Annotated in this window: 18 protein-coding genes; 2 read left to right on the top strand and 16 right to left on the bottom strand. The window is 37.4% G+C overall.

The genetic code is table 11. The features are described 5' to 3' along the window. The 15 genes from BM305_RS10775 to argC form a co-directional block, all read right to left on the bottom strand. Window positions 1–240 (bottom strand): transposase (locus tag BM305_RS10775; protein WP_143099160.1); only part of this gene is annotated, 240 nt, incomplete at its 3' end. A gap of 65 nt (window positions 241–305) precedes the next feature. Then, window positions 306–482 carry a hypothetical protein gene (locus tag BM305_RS19110; RefSeq protein WP_207649481.1) on the bottom strand — a complete coding sequence of 59 codons (177 nt, stop codon included), beginning with the start codon at window positions 480–482 and terminating at the stop codon, window positions 306–308. A gap of 211 nt (window positions 483–693) precedes the next feature. After that, window positions 694–1242 (bottom strand): hypothetical protein, encoded by a 549-nt coding sequence (locus tag BM305_RS10780; RefSeq protein ID WP_143099161.1) that lies wholly within the window; start codon window positions 1240–1242, stop codon window positions 694–696. 9 nt (window positions 1243–1251) lie between these two features. After that, on the bottom strand, window positions 1252–2235 hold the full coding sequence (locus BM305_RS10785) for a phage tail tip lysozyme (protein ID WP_092560704.1): 984 nt from the start codon (window positions 2233–2235) through the stop codon (window positions 1252–1254). A 146-nt stretch (window positions 2236–2381) separates the two neighbouring features. After that, on the bottom strand, window positions 2382–2549 hold the full coding sequence (locus BM305_RS19340; protein WP_207649482.1) for a hypothetical protein: 168 nt from the start codon (window positions 2547–2549) through the stop codon (window positions 2382–2384). A gap of 376 nt (window positions 2550–2925) precedes the next feature. Next, complete coding sequence (locus BM305_RS10795) at window positions 2926–5376, bottom strand: DNA internalization-related competence protein ComEC/Rec2 (protein WP_092560706.1); 2451 nt, start codon at window positions 5374–5376, stop codon at window positions 2926–2928. 74 nt (window positions 5377–5450) lie between these two features. Beyond that, window positions 5451–6398: a GerMN domain-containing protein gene (locus BM305_RS10800; protein WP_177214687.1), complete on the bottom strand. Its 948-nt coding sequence runs from the start codon at window positions 6396–6398 to the stop codon at window positions 5451–5453. Between the two features lie 16 nt (window positions 6399–6414). Then, window positions 6415–7875, bottom strand: coding sequence for a sensor histidine kinase (locus BM305_RS10805; protein WP_092560708.1), 1461 nt, complete (start codon window positions 7873–7875; stop codon window positions 6415–6417). A gap of 45 nt (window positions 7876–7920) precedes the next feature. Continuing rightward, a complete protein-coding gene (locus BM305_RS10810; RefSeq protein ID WP_092560709.1) occupies window positions 7921–8613 on the bottom strand; it encodes a response regulator transcription factor in 693 nt (230 codons plus the stop codon). Window positions 8614–8629: 16 nt separating this feature from the next. Then, on the bottom strand, window positions 8630–9295 hold the full coding sequence (locus tag BM305_RS10815) for a helix-hairpin-helix domain-containing protein (RefSeq protein ID WP_092560710.1): 666 nt from the start codon (window positions 9293–9295) through the stop codon (window positions 8630–8632). A gap of 139 nt (window positions 9296–9434) precedes the next feature. Further along, the gene (locus tag BM305_RS10820; RefSeq protein WP_092560711.1) at window positions 9435–9872 is read right to left on the bottom strand and encodes a DMT family transporter; all 438 of its coding nucleotides are present in this window, start codon (window positions 9870–9872) and stop codon (window positions 9435–9437) included. Window positions 9873–9947: 75 nt separating this feature from the next. Continuing rightward, the gene (locus BM305_RS10825) at window positions 9948–11126 is read right to left on the bottom strand and encodes an aspartate aminotransferase family protein (protein WP_177214704.1); all 1179 of its coding nucleotides are present in this window, start codon (window positions 11124–11126) and stop codon (window positions 9948–9950) included. Between the two features lie 23 nt (window positions 11127–11149). Further along, window positions 11150–12052 carry an acetylglutamate kinase gene (gene argB / locus BM305_RS10830; RefSeq protein ID WP_092560713.1) on the bottom strand — a complete coding sequence of 301 codons (903 nt, stop codon included), beginning with the start codon at window positions 12050–12052 and terminating at the stop codon, window positions 11150–11152. 44 nt (window positions 12053–12096) lie between these two features. Further along, window positions 12097–13320 (bottom strand): bifunctional glutamate N-acetyltransferase/amino-acid acetyltransferase ArgJ, encoded by a 1224-nt coding sequence (argJ, locus tag BM305_RS10835; RefSeq protein WP_092560714.1) that lies wholly within the window; start codon window positions 13318–13320, stop codon window positions 12097–12099. A gap of 57 nt (window positions 13321–13377) precedes the next feature. Then, window positions 13378–14418, bottom strand: coding sequence for an N-acetyl-gamma-glutamyl-phosphate reductase (argC, locus tag BM305_RS10840; RefSeq protein ID WP_092560715.1), 1041 nt, complete (start codon window positions 14416–14418; stop codon window positions 13378–13380). Window positions 14419–14624: 206 nt separating this feature from the next. On the opposite strand from argC, the gene BM305_RS10845 reads away from it, so the two are divergent. Both BM305_RS10845 and BM305_RS10850 read left to right on the top strand, forming a co-directional pair. Continuing rightward, the gene (locus BM305_RS10845; protein ID WP_092560716.1) at window positions 14625–15845 is read left to right on the top strand and encodes an argininosuccinate synthase; all 1221 of its coding nucleotides are present in this window, start codon (window positions 14625–14627) and stop codon (window positions 15843–15845) included. Window positions 15846–16029: 184 nt separating this feature from the next. After that, complete coding sequence (locus BM305_RS10850; protein ID WP_092560717.1) at window positions 16030–17370, top strand: cellulose binding domain-containing protein; 1341 nt, start codon at window positions 16030–16032, stop codon at window positions 17368–17370. 210 nt (window positions 17371–17580) lie between these two features. On the opposite strand, the gene BM305_RS10855 is transcribed toward BM305_RS10850, so the two are convergent. Further along, window positions 17581–19230, bottom strand: a complete 1650-nt coding sequence (locus BM305_RS10855) for a type 2 periplasmic-binding domain-containing protein (protein ID WP_092560718.1) — start codon at window positions 19228–19230, stop codon at window positions 17581–17583. Window positions 19231–19233: the final 3 nt, after the last annotated feature.

The raw sequence follows: 19233 nt of genomic DNA on the forward strand, positions 1-19233 counted from the left end.
TCTAACGCGTTTTCTGAGCTCAATTAACTCTTCATTAAGAGATAATGCATTATTTGGCGTATGAACAGCCTCTTTTGCCTCTAAGCGTCCCTCCTTAAATGCTTTTATCCATGTATAAATAGTACCTGTTGGAAGCCCAAGTTCTGCAGCGGCTTTATGCCCGCCTATTTCCTGTGCAAGTTTTACTGCTTGTGCTTTAAATTCTTGATCATATGATTTTGTAATTCGTTTTTCTGCCATCTCAATTCTCCTCTTCTTGTATTTATTATATATCAAAATCCTTGAGAATAGGGTGGCAATTTTTATTATACAACATCACCCCAAAGCCTGTCAGTATTCCGTACAAATACACTAAAAGAATACACGCCCCGCTGGCATAAAAATGATGCAGCCCTGCTTTTTTCAGAAGCTGGAAGAAAAACAGACACAAAACAGAAATATGTAGACCCGTCTAAACATACTTTCTTATTACTAATTAGCAAAAACAATGGGGGTAAATTGAAATACCCCCTACGGCTATCCCCCTTTACCCCCTTTGAGTTAGGGGGGATACCAAATAACCCCCCCTGGTCTAAAAGATATTGCTTCTTCTCTTAAATCATTTTTATAAGAACCATCTTCATTTTTTTGCTCCATAGCTCATTCATTCATAACTTGCTCAGAGATATTAGCTAAGAAAAGTTGTCCTTATCATTATGAAATGTCGTAAGGTACATCAGATATCTTCTCAAATTTGATAACATTGTATCCTGCGAAATCTAGCCATTCATCACCAAAAAACACCACTTTTGCAATGTCTCCGTCTAATGTTATTTTACCTTTTAACTCATCATCAAATATTTCATTTGTACTAAATTCCAATTTATTGTCTTTCACGACTCCTTTGCATTGGTCCAATGTCGTTACTCTATGAAGACCAATTTTTATCAAATATACACCATCCTTATCCTTCTCTATTTTAAGGCAAGGCTCATCAATACTTGGATCGTTATATACTCCCACATAAGGATCAGCACTTTCTTTAACCTCCTCATCTGGTGCTGTGCTCACTTCTATATCATCTTTGTTGTTTGAATCATCCAACTCTTTTTCTGGCTCTACAGTAACTAAATTGTTATCTTCAGTTGGATATGGAGTGTTTAATATCTTTTCTTCGCTTGCAACATTTTCTTTGATTCCACATGATGACAGTAGTAATGCGACTACAATCAGGATCATGTAAATTAATTTCACTCTCTTCACTTGTTTCACCTACTTCTTCATTATATCATATATTTTTGTAGCATTATCTCCTCTTTCTTTTGATTGATTTTCCATATCTTCTGGTCTTTCATATTGCTTGCAAAATATTTCACCTGCACTGCTTGCAGTTTTACTTCCTTTTTTCCATGCTTGATAAACCACTTTGTTGTAACTTCCATCTATTTCTCCTATCATAAAGTCCACTTCAATTCTAATACAATCCTCCTTCGATGGATGATTGTTTTGCGTTTTTTTGTAGTAATCTGCATAACAGTCAAGTAATTGTGTAGTTCTTGAACCAGTAAATTGGCATGTACCTAATCCAAATTTTCCTTTGTATAAAAGTATTCCATCTTCATCATAGTATTGGGTTGCTTCTACCTTCTTCTGTAATTTAATTGTCTCTTTTATCCCGACTTCACTTATGTTTTGACCTGAAAAGTTCTCTCGATAATTAAAATGGTTATCCATGTATACTAAATAATCTGGTTTACTCTGTGGCTCGGACGAGTAATTTGAACTTTCAAATTTTCCCGCCTCTCCCTCATTCATGATATTTCCAAGTACACCTGCCACAAATTCAGGCTCATATCCCTTGTTTAAAAGTTTCTCGCCTGCAACTACCATTGATGCCTTTTTATCATCTGACAATTTCAAAGAGGTATCTTTATCTAGATTATCCAGCATCTTATTAATAGCAGGAGTCTTTCCATTGAACTTTGACTCTAAGGAATTCTTATATTTTTCATAATCACTAGACGGCATCCCTGGAATATAATCTTTCGTTGTATTCTTTGCTAATGCAGTTGCACTGCTGACGACCGTTGACTTTAATGCTTGTTTCGTATAGATTATGGGGGCATCCGTTATGTATTTGACTCCACTGATTACCCTATTTATATTACTATGTACAGTTGAATTCGTACTATTAGAATTACTGGCTATCTTACCTTCCATTTTGGATGCACTGCTCACAGCAGATAAGCCTAGCATTTTGTTGCTACTTGTTTTTGTTGCACTGATAGGCTTGCTACTGCTTTCTTTTATCGTGCTCTTTGATGAAGTTGTAGTATTGCTGTTGCTTTTAGTTGAAGTTGGACTTTTGCTACTACTTGTTTTACTGCTACTCTTAGTTGAAGTCAAACTTTTACTACTGCTCGTTTTACTACTGCTCTTAGTGGCAGTCGAACTTTTACTACTACTTGTTTTACTACTGCACTTACTTGAACTCGAACTTTTGCTACTGCTTGTTTTACTGCTGCTCTTATTTGAACTGCTTGAAGTACTATTGCTTGTCTTGCTTCCACTTTTTGCAGAAGAAGTTGTTGTACTAGATGTACGGGTTACTTTCATACTCATTACGTTTCCTATATGATATTACATTCCGATAGATACCATATTCCCTTTCATGTTTTCTTGAATTCTGTTTTCTTTCACACTGATATTGCTGGCTCTCAACGAACCCCCAATATACCATTTTGCATCTTCTGTTCCGACAGGCAATTTAATATCTGTTTTTATCTTATGTAGGTTAAAACTTTAAATGAGAAGAAAAAGTACAAAATTGCACACCCCTTCCCATTTTATTAACATTTACATCTTTGACATAGAATTATATCATAAGCGCAAAAAAATGACAATAAATAATTTTACTATAAAAATACAGAATAGTACAATTTATCCTTACTGGGTACTGATGTAAACCTTCTGTTTCTTTATCCCAATTGCTACTGCCCCTGACTGCATAGTAAGATATGTTTTTATCCTTTCCTGCTCCAAGCGGTTCAATAATTCCTTGTGGGGATGACCATAAGAGTTTTTCTCACCGCAGGAAATTACGGCGCAGGATGGATGAATCTGTTTCAAAAAAGCTTCCGACGTAGAAAATTTAGAACCATGATGTGCTATCTTCAGTACATCATAGGAAGAAAGAATTCCAGAATCCAGCAGCACCTGTTCCCCCTGCTCTTCCAAATCACCTGTCAGAAGCAGGGAAAAACCATTATATCGAAGACTAAGCACCATAGAATAGGCATTGCTGCTTTGCGCGGGAAAAGAAAAGTAAGGATGCAGACATTCCAGTTTCAAATTACCGATAGAAAGCGTACTTCCCCTTCCCATATAAATCACCTTTGTACCTGCTTGCTCCGCCAGGTTCACCAGTTCATAAAACACCTCATCCCGCAAATTCGTATCTGGCATAACTAAATTTTCAATGCGGACTGTCCCATTGGGATTTTCAATGGATTCTTCCAATATTTCACGTACACCGCCTATGTGATCCGTATCCATGTGACTCACCATACAATAAGCAATACGAGAAATTCCATTCCACTTTAGAAATGGCAGCATACGATATGCCCCAACCTTTTGCACACTGGTACTTCCTCCGTCTACCAAAATAGCCTCTCCCTCCCTGTTTTCAATACAAATACAATCCCCCTGCCCAACATCTAAGAAAGTTACTGACAGGTCTTCCTTTGGGATTTTTACAAAAATAATACCTAATAGCAGAAGAAAACAGATTCCGTACTGGCGCCTGTACCATTTTTCCAAAGCTGTGCTTTTCAAAAATTTCATAAGTTTTCTGCTGGTACCAAGCAGAAAAAGCAAAATTGTTCCATAGTATAGGACAATCAAAATGCCGTCTGGTCTTCCTATAATGATTGTGCTGTATGGTATTTTTCGGGACAGCTGGCATAGCAGTTCATAAAAAGAAAGGATAGCATGAATACTACCTGCAAAAAATGTTCCTGCTGGCAACCAGAACAGCCCCAAAATTCCTGCCAGAAAGGCTAACAGAATTAATACTGTTGTGAATGGAAGAACCAGTAAATTCAGAAAAGGACTAAAGGGTGGAAATTCATAAAAGAACCACAGAATCACTGGCAGAGTTGCCATTTGAATGGAGAACCCCATTAAAACTCCCAAAGCAATCCAATGGCAAAAGTTCCAAAGACATTTTTGCAGGCCTCCTCCTTCTGCAATCCCTGTTTCCTTCCTTTTCCGAAGCTGTTCCTTAACCAGTTCCTCAAACAGTTCCGATAAGACAGGATAAATATATAGAATACCCAGAAGTGCTGTATAAGATAACAAAAAACCACATTGAAAAAGCTGGAGTGGTTTATCCAGTAAGATAAGCAGTCCACTTAAAGCTGCTGCTGATTTGGAATCATAGGTCCTCCCTATTATGCCCCCTACCATCATCGCTATCATCATAATTACCGACCGAATTACAGACACCCCAAAGCCTGTCAGTATTCCGTACAAATACACTAAAAGAATACACGCCCCGCTGGCATAAAAATGATGCAGCCCTGCTTTTTTCAGAAGCTGGAAGAAAAACAGACACAAAACAGAAATATGTAGACCCGAGATTGCCAAAATATGTGCAATACCTGCCTTTTGATATAATTCCTTAATTTCAGCATTCATTTCCCCTTTTTCCCCCAGTACCATTGCTGTAATCATTGCAGCATCCCCTTCTGGCAAAACGTTATAGTAACTATTTTTCAGCTTAGTTTTCAATGGAAATAAAAATTTATTTTCTATTGTCTGACTGTTACTCGTAACCATTATTTTTTTTGCTGACAGCTGGTACAGAATATTTATACCCAAATAATACTCTTTCTCATTGAACTGACCGGCATTATTCGGGGGTTGAAAACACGATACCGTTCCCGAGACAACAATTTCATTTCCAGGTGCAATTTCACAAAAGGACTTGTCCCGCACAATCATATCACTAAAATAAATGCCGCTTCCACACACATCCTGTAGCAGTATTTCCTGATAGGCTGTTTTTGCAGTCACCTTGGCAGCAATACCTTTTACTGATACATACTTGGTTTCTCTGCCCTCCAGCTTTAAAATATTTCCTGGAAACCTTGCCTCTGTACGATACATACCGAAAAAATAAAAAGCTATAATTGAAAGTAATAGAACAAAAGAAAAATTGAAACATCTAGATTGATTATATTTGAATTTTTCAAGCACTAGAATACTAAATATAAATAGAAGAAAAAGAATGGTAACAATTAATTTTGAATAATCATTTTTGAAGTGATAGAACACAAAAATACCCAAGACATAGGTACCAAATATATAAATCAGAGGCCGTCTGACCAAAAGCATCCCTCTTTTCTGTAGTCCTGCCACTGGCAATATTTATGAATAAAAGCAATGCCAGTGACACTTTTACTAAATTATTATGATTTATTTTTCACAAGATCCAGATTACGCTCAAATGGCGCGTCGAACCCAATCCCCTTATAGCTTTTCACCGTTTCCCCACCAATGGTAAACTGTACCTTATCCACTGTTGACATTTCCACCAGTGAATTTACAATAGAATAAATGATTACTTCTGGATCAATATCTGGAAGCTCATTTAGAAAATTTTCATTTAAATCCACATAACAGATGCCATCTTTAATTACGGTTTTTAAATAGGATGTTCCACTTGGAATCGTAGGATAGATACTATCTTCCTCTACTCCACCGATTTCATCTGGTCCATCAATCAGATTTTGCAAAATCAGCTGCTCCAGTGTAATTGTTCCATCAAACTGAGCCTTCACATGAATTTCCTTTAGTGCATTTCCCTTCTGATTTGCAAAAAACAACGTCATTGTCACGGTCTGATAGAAATCTGTTTCTCCTCCCGTATTGTCTACAAAGTCATCTGCTTTTTGGAAACCCACTGGCTTCTCATGAGTTTCCATAAGTGGTTCGCCGCCTACATAAAATTCCACATATTCTACTTTTTCAATCTGACAAAGAGTTTTGATAATAGCAGCTCTGCATAGTATTTCCTTCACTCCAGTCAAACTGAAATAATTAGCATCAAAATAAAGTGTTAACTGCCCATTATCTTTTAATTCTATATCCAGAACCTTTATCGTTTCTGGTTTTGCCACTTTCAGCTTAATGGATTCTGGTTCACGTTCCATCGCCTCCAAGTATTCCCATATTTGTTCCTCAACTTCAACAGCTTTCACTTCATAACCTTCTCCTACCACCTTTGTATCATCACTATTTACATAAAACACCTGTGTAGCCAAACTGTTAGGAGTGGTCTGTTCTTTCTTTTGACAGGAAGTAAGGCACAGGATAAACAGGATGCTCCAGCACCCAAATAAAACTTTCTTTTTCATCTGCCAGCCAACCTCCTTAAGCAATATAAGTAAGTGGAATCCGCACTGTAAAGGTAGTGCCTTCTTGTTCCTTACTATATACCTTAATTGCTCCTCTATGCATAAGAACTGCATTTCGGGTAATAGACAATCCAAGACCTGTACCGCCGGTCTCTCTGGAACGGGCCTTGTCCACACGATAAAAACGTTCAAAAATACTGTCTTGTGCATCCTCTGGAATGCCAACTCCAGAATCTGCAACCTTTAAGTAAAAAAACTTATGATCTGCATTTAAAGTAACATGAACCCAGCCATCCTCATAATTATATTTGATTGCATTTTCAATTAAATTATTAATTGCCAGTGAAATTTTTACTTCATCCACCTCTGCAATTACAGGACGGAAAGTCTCAAATACCAGCTCAATATTTCTCTTATCAGCAATAGGCTGGAGTCTTTTCAAAATTTGTTCCACCAGGCCATTAATATTTACACTGGAAATGTTCATCTCACCAGACTTTTTATCCATTTTAACAAGTGACAGCAAATCATTAATAATTTTATTTTCCCGTTCAATTTCTTCTGTAATGTCCACAAGAAATTCTTTGTAAAGTTCACCAGGAACATCCTCCTGAGACAAAAGAGAATCTGCCAGAACCTTAATGGATGTAATCGGTGTCTTTAATTCATGGGATACATTCGAAACAAACTCCTGCCTGGAATCCTCCAGCTTCTGAAGGCGGTTCAGCATATGGTTAAAGGACGCCGAAATATTTTCCATTTCCAGAAAGCCTTTAATAGAAACCTTTTCCTCCATATATCCATTGGTCCACCTATCTATAGACGCTGTCACCTGTTTCAATGGTTTCACTAGAAAAGCCGAGTAAAACGCTGCAAACATAATCACTACAATTCCCAGTACCACTAAAAAGGTAGTTGCTTTTTGATTCATATTTACATAAATTTCATGAATGTTTTTAATTGAAAAGCTCATAATAATGGCACCAAGCTTCTCTTTTGTTGTAGAATTCATAACGGGAATGGTAAGCTCAATATAGTGATTTTTATTGTCGATGTACTGACTCTCCGTTCCCCTTAAACCTTTTATAGCTTCTTCTGAAATCAGCGTCTTTGTCTCTTCCACACCAAAAGTATCCTTCATTACATGTAGATTGCTGTCTACAATCAGAATCCTGCCGTTATAAATTTCCGCCACCTGCTCAATTTCACTAATAACACTTGTAAAATCCGACTGCTCTGCATTTATAATATAATTAGAAGAAACCAGTAAGTTAGCTATCATATTGCCATGCTGGGACAATTCGGTTACTCTCTGCTTCATTGCCTGGGTTTCATAAGATGAAATAATCAGTCTGGAGAAAACAAGCATTGGCAAAGTCCCTAAAAATATACAAACCACCAGTAATTGCAGGCGCATACTCTGTAAAATTACAAAACGCTGCTTAAGTTTCTTAAAAATTGTACTCACCGCCTTCATTTCCACTGGAAAAAAGAAGTTCCGGAGAACTTCTTCAATATAAAACTAATTCTGAAAAAAGTAGCCAACTCCCCACTTTGTATGTATATAAAGAGGATCACTTGGATTTTCTTCTATTTTCTCTCGCAGACGTCTTATATGAACATCAACTGTCCTTACATCACCAGGATAATCATATCCCCACACTGTATTTAACAGGCTTTCTCTGCTGTAAACCTTATTTGGATTGAAAATCAGCAATTCCAGTAAATCAAACTCTTTTGCTGTTAGGTTTACCTCTTTGCTGGAGATATAAACTCTGCGGCTTTCACAATCTACCTTCAACTCTTTAAAGCTGACTATTTTGGAAGAATCCTCTCTCTCTGTTTTCACAGTTCCGCTTCTTCTGATAATTGCCTTAATTCTTGCCTTTACCTCCAGAATATTAAAAGGCTTTGTAATATAATCATCTGCACCATATTCTAATCCTAATATTTTATCCATATCATCACCCTTTGCAGTCAGCATGATAATTGGAATATTAGAAAATTCACGGATTTGCTGGCAAACCTCAAATCCATTCATTTTAGGAAGCATGACATCCAGCAGAACCACGTCATATTCCTTCTTTTTTACTGCCTCCAGTGCTTCCTCTCCATCATAAGCACAATCAACCTCCATGTCATCTTGTTCTAAGCTAAAGCGGATTCCCTTTACTATAAGCTTCTCATCGTCAACTACCAGCACTTTCTTCTCCAAATCCTTCACCTCGTTACTAAATCGTAATCAAATCTTTTATCTTGTTAAACACGCCTTCCTTGATACCTTCAATTTCCATTAGTTCTTCTATTTTTTGAAATCCATTATGTTCTGCCCGGTAACTTAATATGCTTTCAGCTTTGGCTTCTCCAATTCCTGGTAAGGTCATAAGTAACTCCGCATCTGCCGTATTCAGATTCACTAAACCATCCTGTTCTACATCCAGTACAGTCCCTTGGGACAGATTACCTGCCTCCATCTGTTCCGTTTCTTGACGGGAAGGAACATAAATTTTCTCTCCATCCTTCACGACTTGAGCCAGATTTAAATAATCACATGCTGCATCCTTGGTAAAACCACCAGCATCTTCAATCACTTTCTCCAGCCTGGTTCCTTCTGCAAAAGAGTAAACCCCAGGCCGTAATACTTCACCACATATGTGACAATAATATGTGCTTAACTCGTTCAATGTACTGCTTTCTTTGGGTTGATTTGTTTCTACCGCCAGAACTGCATCAGAAGTATTCACATTCTCCGAATTTGATTCCTCAAGATCCAACGTCCACTGTTCTTCATTTTGGATTTTGTCTGCATTTTTTAGAAATTGATATCCGATATTTAATATGCATATGCACAATGCACCTACAATCAATAGTATTCCTTTGTTTCTGAATTTATCCAAGATATCTCCCTTCCAAACCCTCTATGTCAGGAAATAAATGAGATATATCTTTATTCTACATAAATAAATGTTGTAATACAATAGCAAAATAATTTTTTTGATAAATTTATAAGTATTTCACAAAAAATATTTTTTTCTTTTAAGTTTCCCACTTAAAAAGTATAATCCCAGCAATTGTAATGGCTAACCCTATTATTTTTTTCCATTCAAAATCTGCCTTTTCTGCTCCAAACCAGCCCAATAGCTCAATGATATATGCAATTGCCAGCTGTGCCGTTACAATTAACATAACAGCCCTTGCAGGTCCCAGGCTTTCCATACTCTGAATAACGGTGTACGTAATAAAGGCTCCAATCACACCTCCTAGCAGCATATATTTCCCGTCTATTTTGAAAAGATCTGTAAAATTACTCTCTCTGCCTGTAATAAACCATGCTGCTACACATACCATAAGCGCTGAAAGCTGTACAAATCCAGCTGCTATCCATACACTAGTCTGTTTCGTTACTCCTGTGTTAAATACGCCCTGAATACTCATCAAAGCTCCTGAAAGCAATGCAATAAAAATACCCCACATCTGAAATACCTCCTGTTTTTGATAGTATTTCGCAGATGTGGGGGAAATATGCAGATTATGAATACTTGTCTTTTCCTAAATGGATGCCTTCAGCTTATCAATCATTTCATCCACATGTTCCTTTGTAATTACCAGCGGTGGAACAAAACGGATAATGTTGGTACCTGCTGATACCAGAATCAGACCATTCTCTAACGCTTTCTTTACCACTTCACTGACCGGCTTATTAAATTCCAGCCCCTGCATTAGACCTTTTCCACGGCGTTCCACAATACAATCATATTGTTCTGTCAGTTCCTCTAATTTTTGTTCCAGATATGGAGCAATTTCCTTCACATGTTCCAAAACCTTTTCCTGCTCAAACAAATCAAAAACAATATTTACAGCACTGGCTGCCAACGGATTGCCTCCATAGGTAGTGCCATGATCTCCTGGCACCATGGCATCCCCAACCCTCTTGGATGCCACAACAGCGCCAACTGGTATTCCACAGCCTAATGCTTTTGCACAAGTCACCACATCTGGTTTGATTTCACACCCTTCATAAGCAAACATCGTTCCAGTTCTTCCCATTCCGCACTGAATTTCATCACATATCATAACCAAATCCTGCTCATCACATAATTGACGGATACCTTGTAAAAATTCCTTATCCGCTGGATAAATGCCACCTTCACCTTGTACTGTTTCCACAATAATGGCACAGGTATTGTCATTTACTTTTTCCTTCACACTATCCAGATTATTGAAATCAGCGTATACAACGCCGCCAATAAGCGGCTTAAATGGCTCCTGGTATTTCTGATTTCCCGTTACCGTCAAAGCCCCCAGACTCCTTCCATGAAAGGAATGATTCATTGAAATAATCTCTGTCTGCTTCTCTGGATTTTTAAGATAAGCATATTTACGTGCTATCTTAATTGCACCTTCGATAGCTTCCGTTCCACTGTTTGTAAAGAACACCTGATCAAGTCCTGTAGCTTCTGCAAGTTTCTTGGATGCCTCTGCCAATGGCACATGATAAAACAAATTTGAGGTATGAATCAATTTATCAATCTGTTCCTTAATTGCCTGGTTAAACTCTTGCTTTTGATACCCAAATGCAAAGACTGCAATTCCCGCCCCAAAATCCAGATATTTTTTACCGGAAACATCATATAGATAGACACCTTCTCCCTTATCCAATACAATTTGATGGCGGTTATAGGTATGCAGTAAATGGTCTTCTGCTGTCTGAATTAATTCCTTTTCCATATCTTCCATTGAAAATTTCCCTCCTACTCACTTTCGTGTGGGTACAATGTTTTCTTATCATCAATAATAGCTGTGCCAATACCTTTTTTTGTAAAAAACTCAAGCAATAAGCAATGATCCCGTCTTCCATCCAATATATGCACTCTGCTGACGCCATTTTCTACTGCATCTATACAATTTTTGATTTTAGGAAGCATACCGCCTCCAATATAGCCATCATCAATTAATGACCTTGCCTCATCTAATGTTAATACCGAAATTAATGTACTTTTATCAGCTGGATCCTTGCACACTCCCTCTATATCCGTCAAAAAAGCTAATTTTTCTGCGCCTATTGCTGTAGCAACTGCACATGCTGCATCATCTGCATTAATATTATAGGATTGATAATCATAGCCAAGTCCAATTGGTGCAATAACAGGAATGAAATCATTATCTAGAAGTGTATCGATTAAACTGGCATCTACCTCTTTAATATCACCTACAAAGCCGATATCCTCACCTGCTACAAGCTTTTTATTTACTTTAAGAGTTCCTCCGTCTTTACCACTAATTCCTACTGCCTTTACCCCAAGCTGCTCAATCATCTGAACTAAATTTTTGTTGACACGGTTTAATACCATTTCTGCAATTTCCATTGTTTCGTCATCCGTAACACGAAGTCCCTGCACAAACTTTGCTTCCTTACCAACTACATTCAGCCACTTGCTGATTTCTTTTCCGCCGCCATGAACAATAATTGGCTTCATACCAACTAATTTTAACAGAGCAACATCCTTAATAACGCTTTCTTCCAGTTTCTTATCTAACATGGCACTTCCGCCATATTTAACTACAACCTTTTTATTATTAAAATCACGAATATAAGGTAACGCTTCAATTAAAGTCTCTGCCTTTAGAAGAATTTCCTTCATATAATTTTCCATTCCTTTATCCTCCAGTTTCCTGTTACATTAACAATAATCTGCTCCTAAGAACGATAATCTCCATTTATTTTCACATAATCATAAGTCAAATCACAGCCCCATGCGGTAGCTTGGCAGGCTCCAGCTTTCATGTCAGCAATGGCAGTAACGGTCTTTCCTGATAAAATTTCTGTTGCCAAATCCTCACTATAGTCTGTTGCCATACCATTTTCCACAAGCTTCAGCTTACCTGCCTCACTCTCAATATATAAATCCACCAGATCAGGATTAAATTCAATTCCTGCATATCCCATGGCACAAAAAATTCTGCCCCAATTTGCATCATTTCCAAATACAGCTGATTTTACAAGATTAGAAGTAATCACTGATTTACTAAGTACCTTTGCCTGTTCCACAGATTCTGCATGAATCACCTGCATCTCCAAAAGCTTGGTACATCCTTCTCCATCTGCTGCCATCTGCTTTGCAAGCTCTCGGGAAACGAAGGTAAGCGCTTCTACAAACTTTTTATAATTTTCATCCTCCACCGTAATAAGATTATTTCCTGCTTTTTGATTCGCCAGTATTACATAGGTATCGTTAGTGGAAGTATCTCTATCTACTGAAATCATGTTAAATGTATCTTCCACTACCTCACTCATTGCTTTTTGCAGTAATTCCTTTGTAATGGCAATATCCGTTGCTGCTACACACAGCATAGTTGCCATATTAGGATGAATCATGCCTGAGCCTTTTGTCATGGCACCAATGGAAACTGTTTTTCCTTCTATTTCAAACTCTACTGCACATTCCTTCCGGTAAGTATCCGTCGTCATAATTGCTTCTGCCGCTAATGCACCTGCTTCTACTGTATCTGACAGTGCCTCTGCTAACATTTTCGCACCTTTTGTCACCTTTTCAACTGGTAACAGCTGACCGATTACTCCTGTTGAAGCGGTTAAAACTGCTTCTTTATCTATTTTCAAGCCTTCTGCTGCGGCAGCTGCCATTGCTTCATCTGCCTCTTTGCCAGGCTCTCCCGTACATGCATTAGCATTACCTGCATTCAAAATAACTGCCTGAACCGTTTCATTATTCTTTACAATTTTAATGTCTCTTTGCACAGGTGCTGCCTTTACCACATTTGTTGTAAACACTCCTGCAACTGTTGCTGGTACCTCACTAAAAATCAGTGCCATATCAGTTTTTCCATTCTTCTTCACCCCTGCTGCTACACCTGCTGCCTGAAAACCCTTTGGAATCGTAACGCCTCCATTTATCTGTTTCATAGGAAAACCTCCCTTTCTTTTCTCAAAATACTGTCTCGCTTTTCTGTCATTAAAATTTTATGGAAACATTGGAACTAACTGTAGTCCTGTATTTTCAGGCAATCCAAACAAAATGTTCATATTCTGCACTGCCTGGCCAGCTGCACCCTTTACTACATTATCCAGGGCACCCAGCATAACAATCCTGTTTGTTCTAGTATCAATTTTAAAATTAATATCCACAAAATTGCTTCCTTTTACCCATCTTGTTTCTGGCATAGCATCTTTATCCAGAACCCGCACAAAATACTCCTCTTTATAATATTTATCATAAATGCTTTTTACTTCTTCATAGGAAACTTTCTTTTGAAGTGTTGCATATGCGGTTGCCAGTATCCCTCTGTTCATAGGCACTAAATGAGGCGTAAAATTAATGATTACCTCTTTTCCACTGGCATATGAAAGCTGTTCTTCTATCTCTGGTGTATGCCTATGAGTGGATATTCCATAAGCCTTTATACTTTCATTTACTTCACAATATAAATTACCCACCTTTGTTCCACGCCCTGCACCAGATACTCCAGATTTAGCATCCACAATTAAGGACTCCATCTGAATCAGACCTTCTTTTGCCAACGGATATATGGTTAAAATAGAACAGGTCGTATAGCATCCTGGATTGGCAATCAACCTTGCTCCTTTAATGTCTTCCCTGTTAATTTCACACAATCCGTACACTGCTTCTTCTATATATTGAGGTGACTTGTGTTCAATCCCATACCACTCCTCATAGATTTTCACATCTTTAATGCGGAAGTCAGCACTTAAATCAATTATTTTTACTTTCGATAAAATCTTATCATTTACCAGTGAAGCACATAAGCCCTGAGGTGTTGCAGTAAAGATAACATCCACCTTTTCCGCTAGTTCCTCCATGTTATCATCCAGACAAGTTTGATCCACCAGCTGAAACATATTCCCGTACACCTCTGCATACTTTTTATCTATATAACTTCTGGAACCGTACCATTCAATAGAAACTTCTTTGTGCTGAAGTAATAAACGCACCAGCTCCTGTCCTGCATATCCTGTTGATCCGATAATACCCGCTTTAATCATATCAATTCCTCCTGACGTTCTGTAAATTGTTAATAATTATACATCAACAATGTATTTTATGCAACCTCTTTTTTAAATAGTTTTCCTATATACACGCTAAAAAATTCTTTGAAATAGGACTTGAATAATCATAAGGTTTGTTGTATATTTATAATCATAAATTAGGATAATAATTCTGATACTATTTGAATGGAGGTCTATTAATTATGAAGGAAAAAGTAATACTTGCTTATTCAGGCGGATTAGATACCACTGCTATTATACCTTGGTTAAAGGAAAATTTTGATTATGAAGTTATTTGTTGCTGTATAGACTGCGGACAAGGAGAAGAACTAGATGGTTTAGAGGAAAGGGCAATTTCCTGTGGCGCTGAAAAATTATACATTGAAGATGTTATTGATGAATTTTGTGATGAATATGTGGTACCATGTGTACAAGGAAATTCTGTTTATGAAAATAAATATTTATTAGGAACTTCTATGGCTCGTCCTGTTATTGCCAAACGACTTGTTGAAGTAGCAAGAAAAGAAGGAGCTACTGCAATCTGTCATGGTGCTACTGGAAAGGGTAATGACCAAATTCGTTTTGAATTAGGAATTAAAGCACTTGCTCCAGATTTAAAAATCATTGCCGCATGGAGAAATGATGCCTGGACAATGAATTCTCGTGAAGATGAAATTGAATATTGTAAGCAGCATGGCATTGATCTTCCTTTTTCAGCAGATACCAGTTACAGCCGTGACCGTAACCTTTGGCACATCAGTCATGAAGGTCTTGAACTAGAGGATCCAGCTTGTGAACCAAACTTTGAGCATCTTCTTGTATTAGGTACGACTCCTGAGAAGGCACCTGATGAAGGGGAATATGTTACCATGACTTTTGAAAAAGGAATTCCTGTCAGCGTAAATGGAACAAAAATGAAGGTTTCCGATATTATACGTACTTTAAATGAATTAGGTGGAAAGCATGGCATTGGTATCATTGATATTGTGGAAAACCGTGTAGTTGGCATGAAATCTCGTGGTGTATATGAAACTCCTGGGGGAACTATTTTGATGGAAGCACACCAGCAATTAGAAGAATTAATATTAGACCGTGACACTCTTACCATGAAAAAGAATATTGGCAACAAGCTTGCTGATATTGTATACGAAGGAAAATGGTTTACTCCACTTCGTGAAGCAGTGCAGGCTTTTATTGAAAGCACTCAAACATATGTAACAGGTGAAGTAAAATTCAAGCTTTATAAAGGAAATATCATAAAAGCTGGTACCACATCTCCATATTCTTTATATAACGAAAGCATTGCATCCTTTACAACAGGTGATTTATATGACCACCATGATGCAGAAGGATTTATCAACTTGTTTGGTCTTTCTTGTAAGGTACGTGCAATGAAGATGCAGGAAGTAGAAAAAAATCAATAATGATATCATTTTTTTGAAACAGGGCTGCCCTACTACATAATAAGTGGGCAGCCCTGTTTCTATCATACCACTTTTTCCGACATAATGCGCAAGCCAATTGATAAACTACATCATATATAGTAAAATGTAATTACAAACCTATATTTTACTGGTTTACCAAATTATATGAAAGCGAGGTCTTTGTATGAAAAAACGATTTATTACCATGTTACTATTCTCTTTCCTTTTCCTCTCCAGCTTCCTTATTAATTCACCTGCTAAATTATCTGCCCAAAGTACCAACGAAATTAATAATGTAGTCAAGCTTTCCTGGGACAGTGGTTTTGTAGGAGAACTACAAGTTACCAATACTGGAACGGAACCAATTGAAGAATGGAAACTTCAATTTGACTTTTCAGGAGAAATCACTGGTCTCTGGTGTGGATCTATTACTTCCCACGAAGATAACCATTATGTTGTCTCTTGTATGGACTGGAATAATGTTATTAATCCAGGGGAAACGGTTACTGTTGGTTTTGTTACTAGCACAACAGATAACTCTGACGGAATAACTAACATCTCTTTAACGGACATTATTGACGAACTGAATCAGCAAGATTTGGAATGGCAGAATTATTCAAATTATTTAGATTATCAGGCTTATCAAAAATCCTTTGCAGACTTTTTTATTACCTTTTACAGTAAATTTGAATCGGCTAACCCACACCGGATTGGGTATCAGTTAATTGAAAAAAATCCTGTTTCAAAATTTACAAGTTCAACCTATCAAAATGTTACGATTCCAACAAGTGACGGACTTTCCTTAAAAGGACTTTTCTTTCCAGTAGAAAATCCAAAGGGCACACTGGTTGTAGCTCATGGTCGTGCTACCAATATGCACTGGACAATTCAGAATGTACAGTTTTTAATTGATAACGGATATCAGGTATTACTTTATAACGCAAGGTTCTGGAATTATTATAACACTCCAGAAGCATATGCACCTGCAAGCTATGGCTGCGATATTAAAGATGTGAAAAGTGCCGCAGATTATTTAAAAACAAGAACAGATGTTGATGCATCTAAAATCGGAGTCTATGGCTTTTCAGCTGGGGCCAATAAGGCAATTGTTGCCGGAGGCCTGTATGATGAATTTAAAGTACTTGTGGTAGATGGTGCTTCTTGCTTCCCATTCTTTACTGAAAATGATGGTGTATACAGCAGTATGCTTCCACCAAACTGGTTTGATGTAAGAGATAGTATCATCGATCTTTTTACCCAGAAATATAACATAACGGAAGATGAAATGAAACAATACGATTATGACATCAGAATGGATAGTCTGACAAAGCCAGTTATTCTGCTTCAGGGTATGAATGATCCTTATGTTTCTTTAGCAGAAACACAAAAATTTTATAATATGGCTGATGGGCCAAAGGAAATGTATACTTTTGAAAATGCTGCTCACTGTGATGCCGTATTTACAGCTGACAAGGATGCATATGAAACCGCAGTAATCAGCTTCTTAGATAATTATTTACAGTAATTGGAATTTAAAAATAAACAGTAAAAAGCACCTACGGGACTTTAGGTGCTTTTATTGGGAGAGTTTATATATATCAATAAATTCTTGTAAACATATTAAGTTGTTTCTTGAAAACTTATGAACTTATTATATAAAAGTATGAAATAATTTTCAATAATTATCCAGTAAAAATGTAATTATATAGATTTTAACTATAATTTGTTGGATAACCTATTTTTGACAAATCCTCAGTACTTCGGATGTAAGATACTGTTCATACTTGATTACATCAATTTCTTTGTTAAAAATAGTCTCATATTTAAACCACATTTCCTCAAACCGATCTGGTTCTGTCATAATAAGTTTGGGCAGCCACGCTCTGTGCAGCTTCTCTATTTGATTTTCTGTCTGGCTGCCCCACGAGTTTGTGCTAAAAATTAAAATGTTTCGGGAGAGTGGAAACCATTTTGTATTCTCCTCTGCTGGCTTATTAAGAAAGGACAGCCAGGTTGTATAATCGTATTTGGATAAAAAGGACTTATCGTATTCTGAAAGGTCATGGTTAAATTCCCTAGTTTGTTCCTTGGGTTCTACGTAGTTAATTCCATCTGGCAGCTTACCATCATAGTGGGGAAAGTGTAGATAGGTACAATAATTTCCTGCCAGCCACTCCTCACTGCTCATATTTTCTCTTTGCCTGGAATCCCGGTAAAACCGACCATCCTTTTCAATGTGATAATCTACGTTTTCTTCCCCCCAGAATCGTAAAGTCATAATATCAGGCTCCAGCAAATCATTAATAAACTGCAAAGCCCCTCTAACATCCTGACAATTCACGGAAATCCCAATGGCATTTGACAAATTAATGTTCTCCTTACTGTAATAATGTGGTTCTTCTTCGGCATCAATAGTCAGTGCTAGTGGTACATACGTTCTTTCATCTTTCCAGTTTTTGTACAATTCGTCCTGCGCCTGTTTAAATTGAAAGGAATCTTCAAACATCCCCAGTACGCAGCCACTCTGGATATTATCTAAATACTCCTGCCTGGAAGATACAAATGTTTCAGCAAATATAAGACCTTTGTGATATGTCTCATTTAATTTTCTATAATAGTACTTAGCTTCTGAAATAAAATCGTATAGATGCGCCTGCTTTGTCAATGGATCAACGATAGCACATCCATCATTGGGGTATCCCGCCAGCAGCTGAGGTGGATTATCCAAATTAAAATCACTTTCTGAATCACATAAGATTTGAAATCCAATTGTTCTTTTTCCTTCTATCACAGGATTGGCTTTTTGATATTCTTCTATTATTTTAAAATATTGATCTAACGTCTTAATCCTCGGGTATCCTGCCCACTCTAATACAGCCTTTTGAATCCAAAATGCCTGCCCCCTGTATTCTCTCTCTGTAATTTCACTACAGTTAGACCTGAACTGGGGAATAAAATAGATGTGTCCATCTTCCATTCGCAGCTTGTCCCATTCTTCTTCTGTTAAAAACGACATTATATTAGGATAGTCCTCTAGATAGGTTTCTATTGGTACAAATGCTTCGGCGTCAAGAAATACCGACAGATAATCTCCTCCATCCAGAAAATCCGGGTAGTCTTTCTCAGCGATCATCCTGCGGATTCTGTCCTTTGCCTCATCACCAGATGCGAATTCCATCTCCACCTTGGCACCAGTGTACTCCGCAATTCTTTCCTGCACCCTGTTGGAATCAGATAGTTGTTCTTCATAAGCAGCAAAAAATGCGGTATATATCTTTTGATCTTCTGCCCCACGTTTTTTTAATTCTCGATGTCCCCAAAAAATAATAGCCAGAACGGAACACACAATCATTAATATACCAGCCCGTTTTGTGTATCTCTTCATAAT

Source organism: Anaeromicropila populeti, assembly GCF_900112775.1.
GTDB lineage: Bacteria > Bacillota > Clostridia > Lachnospirales > Lachnospiraceae > Anaeromicropila_A > Anaeromicropila_A populeti.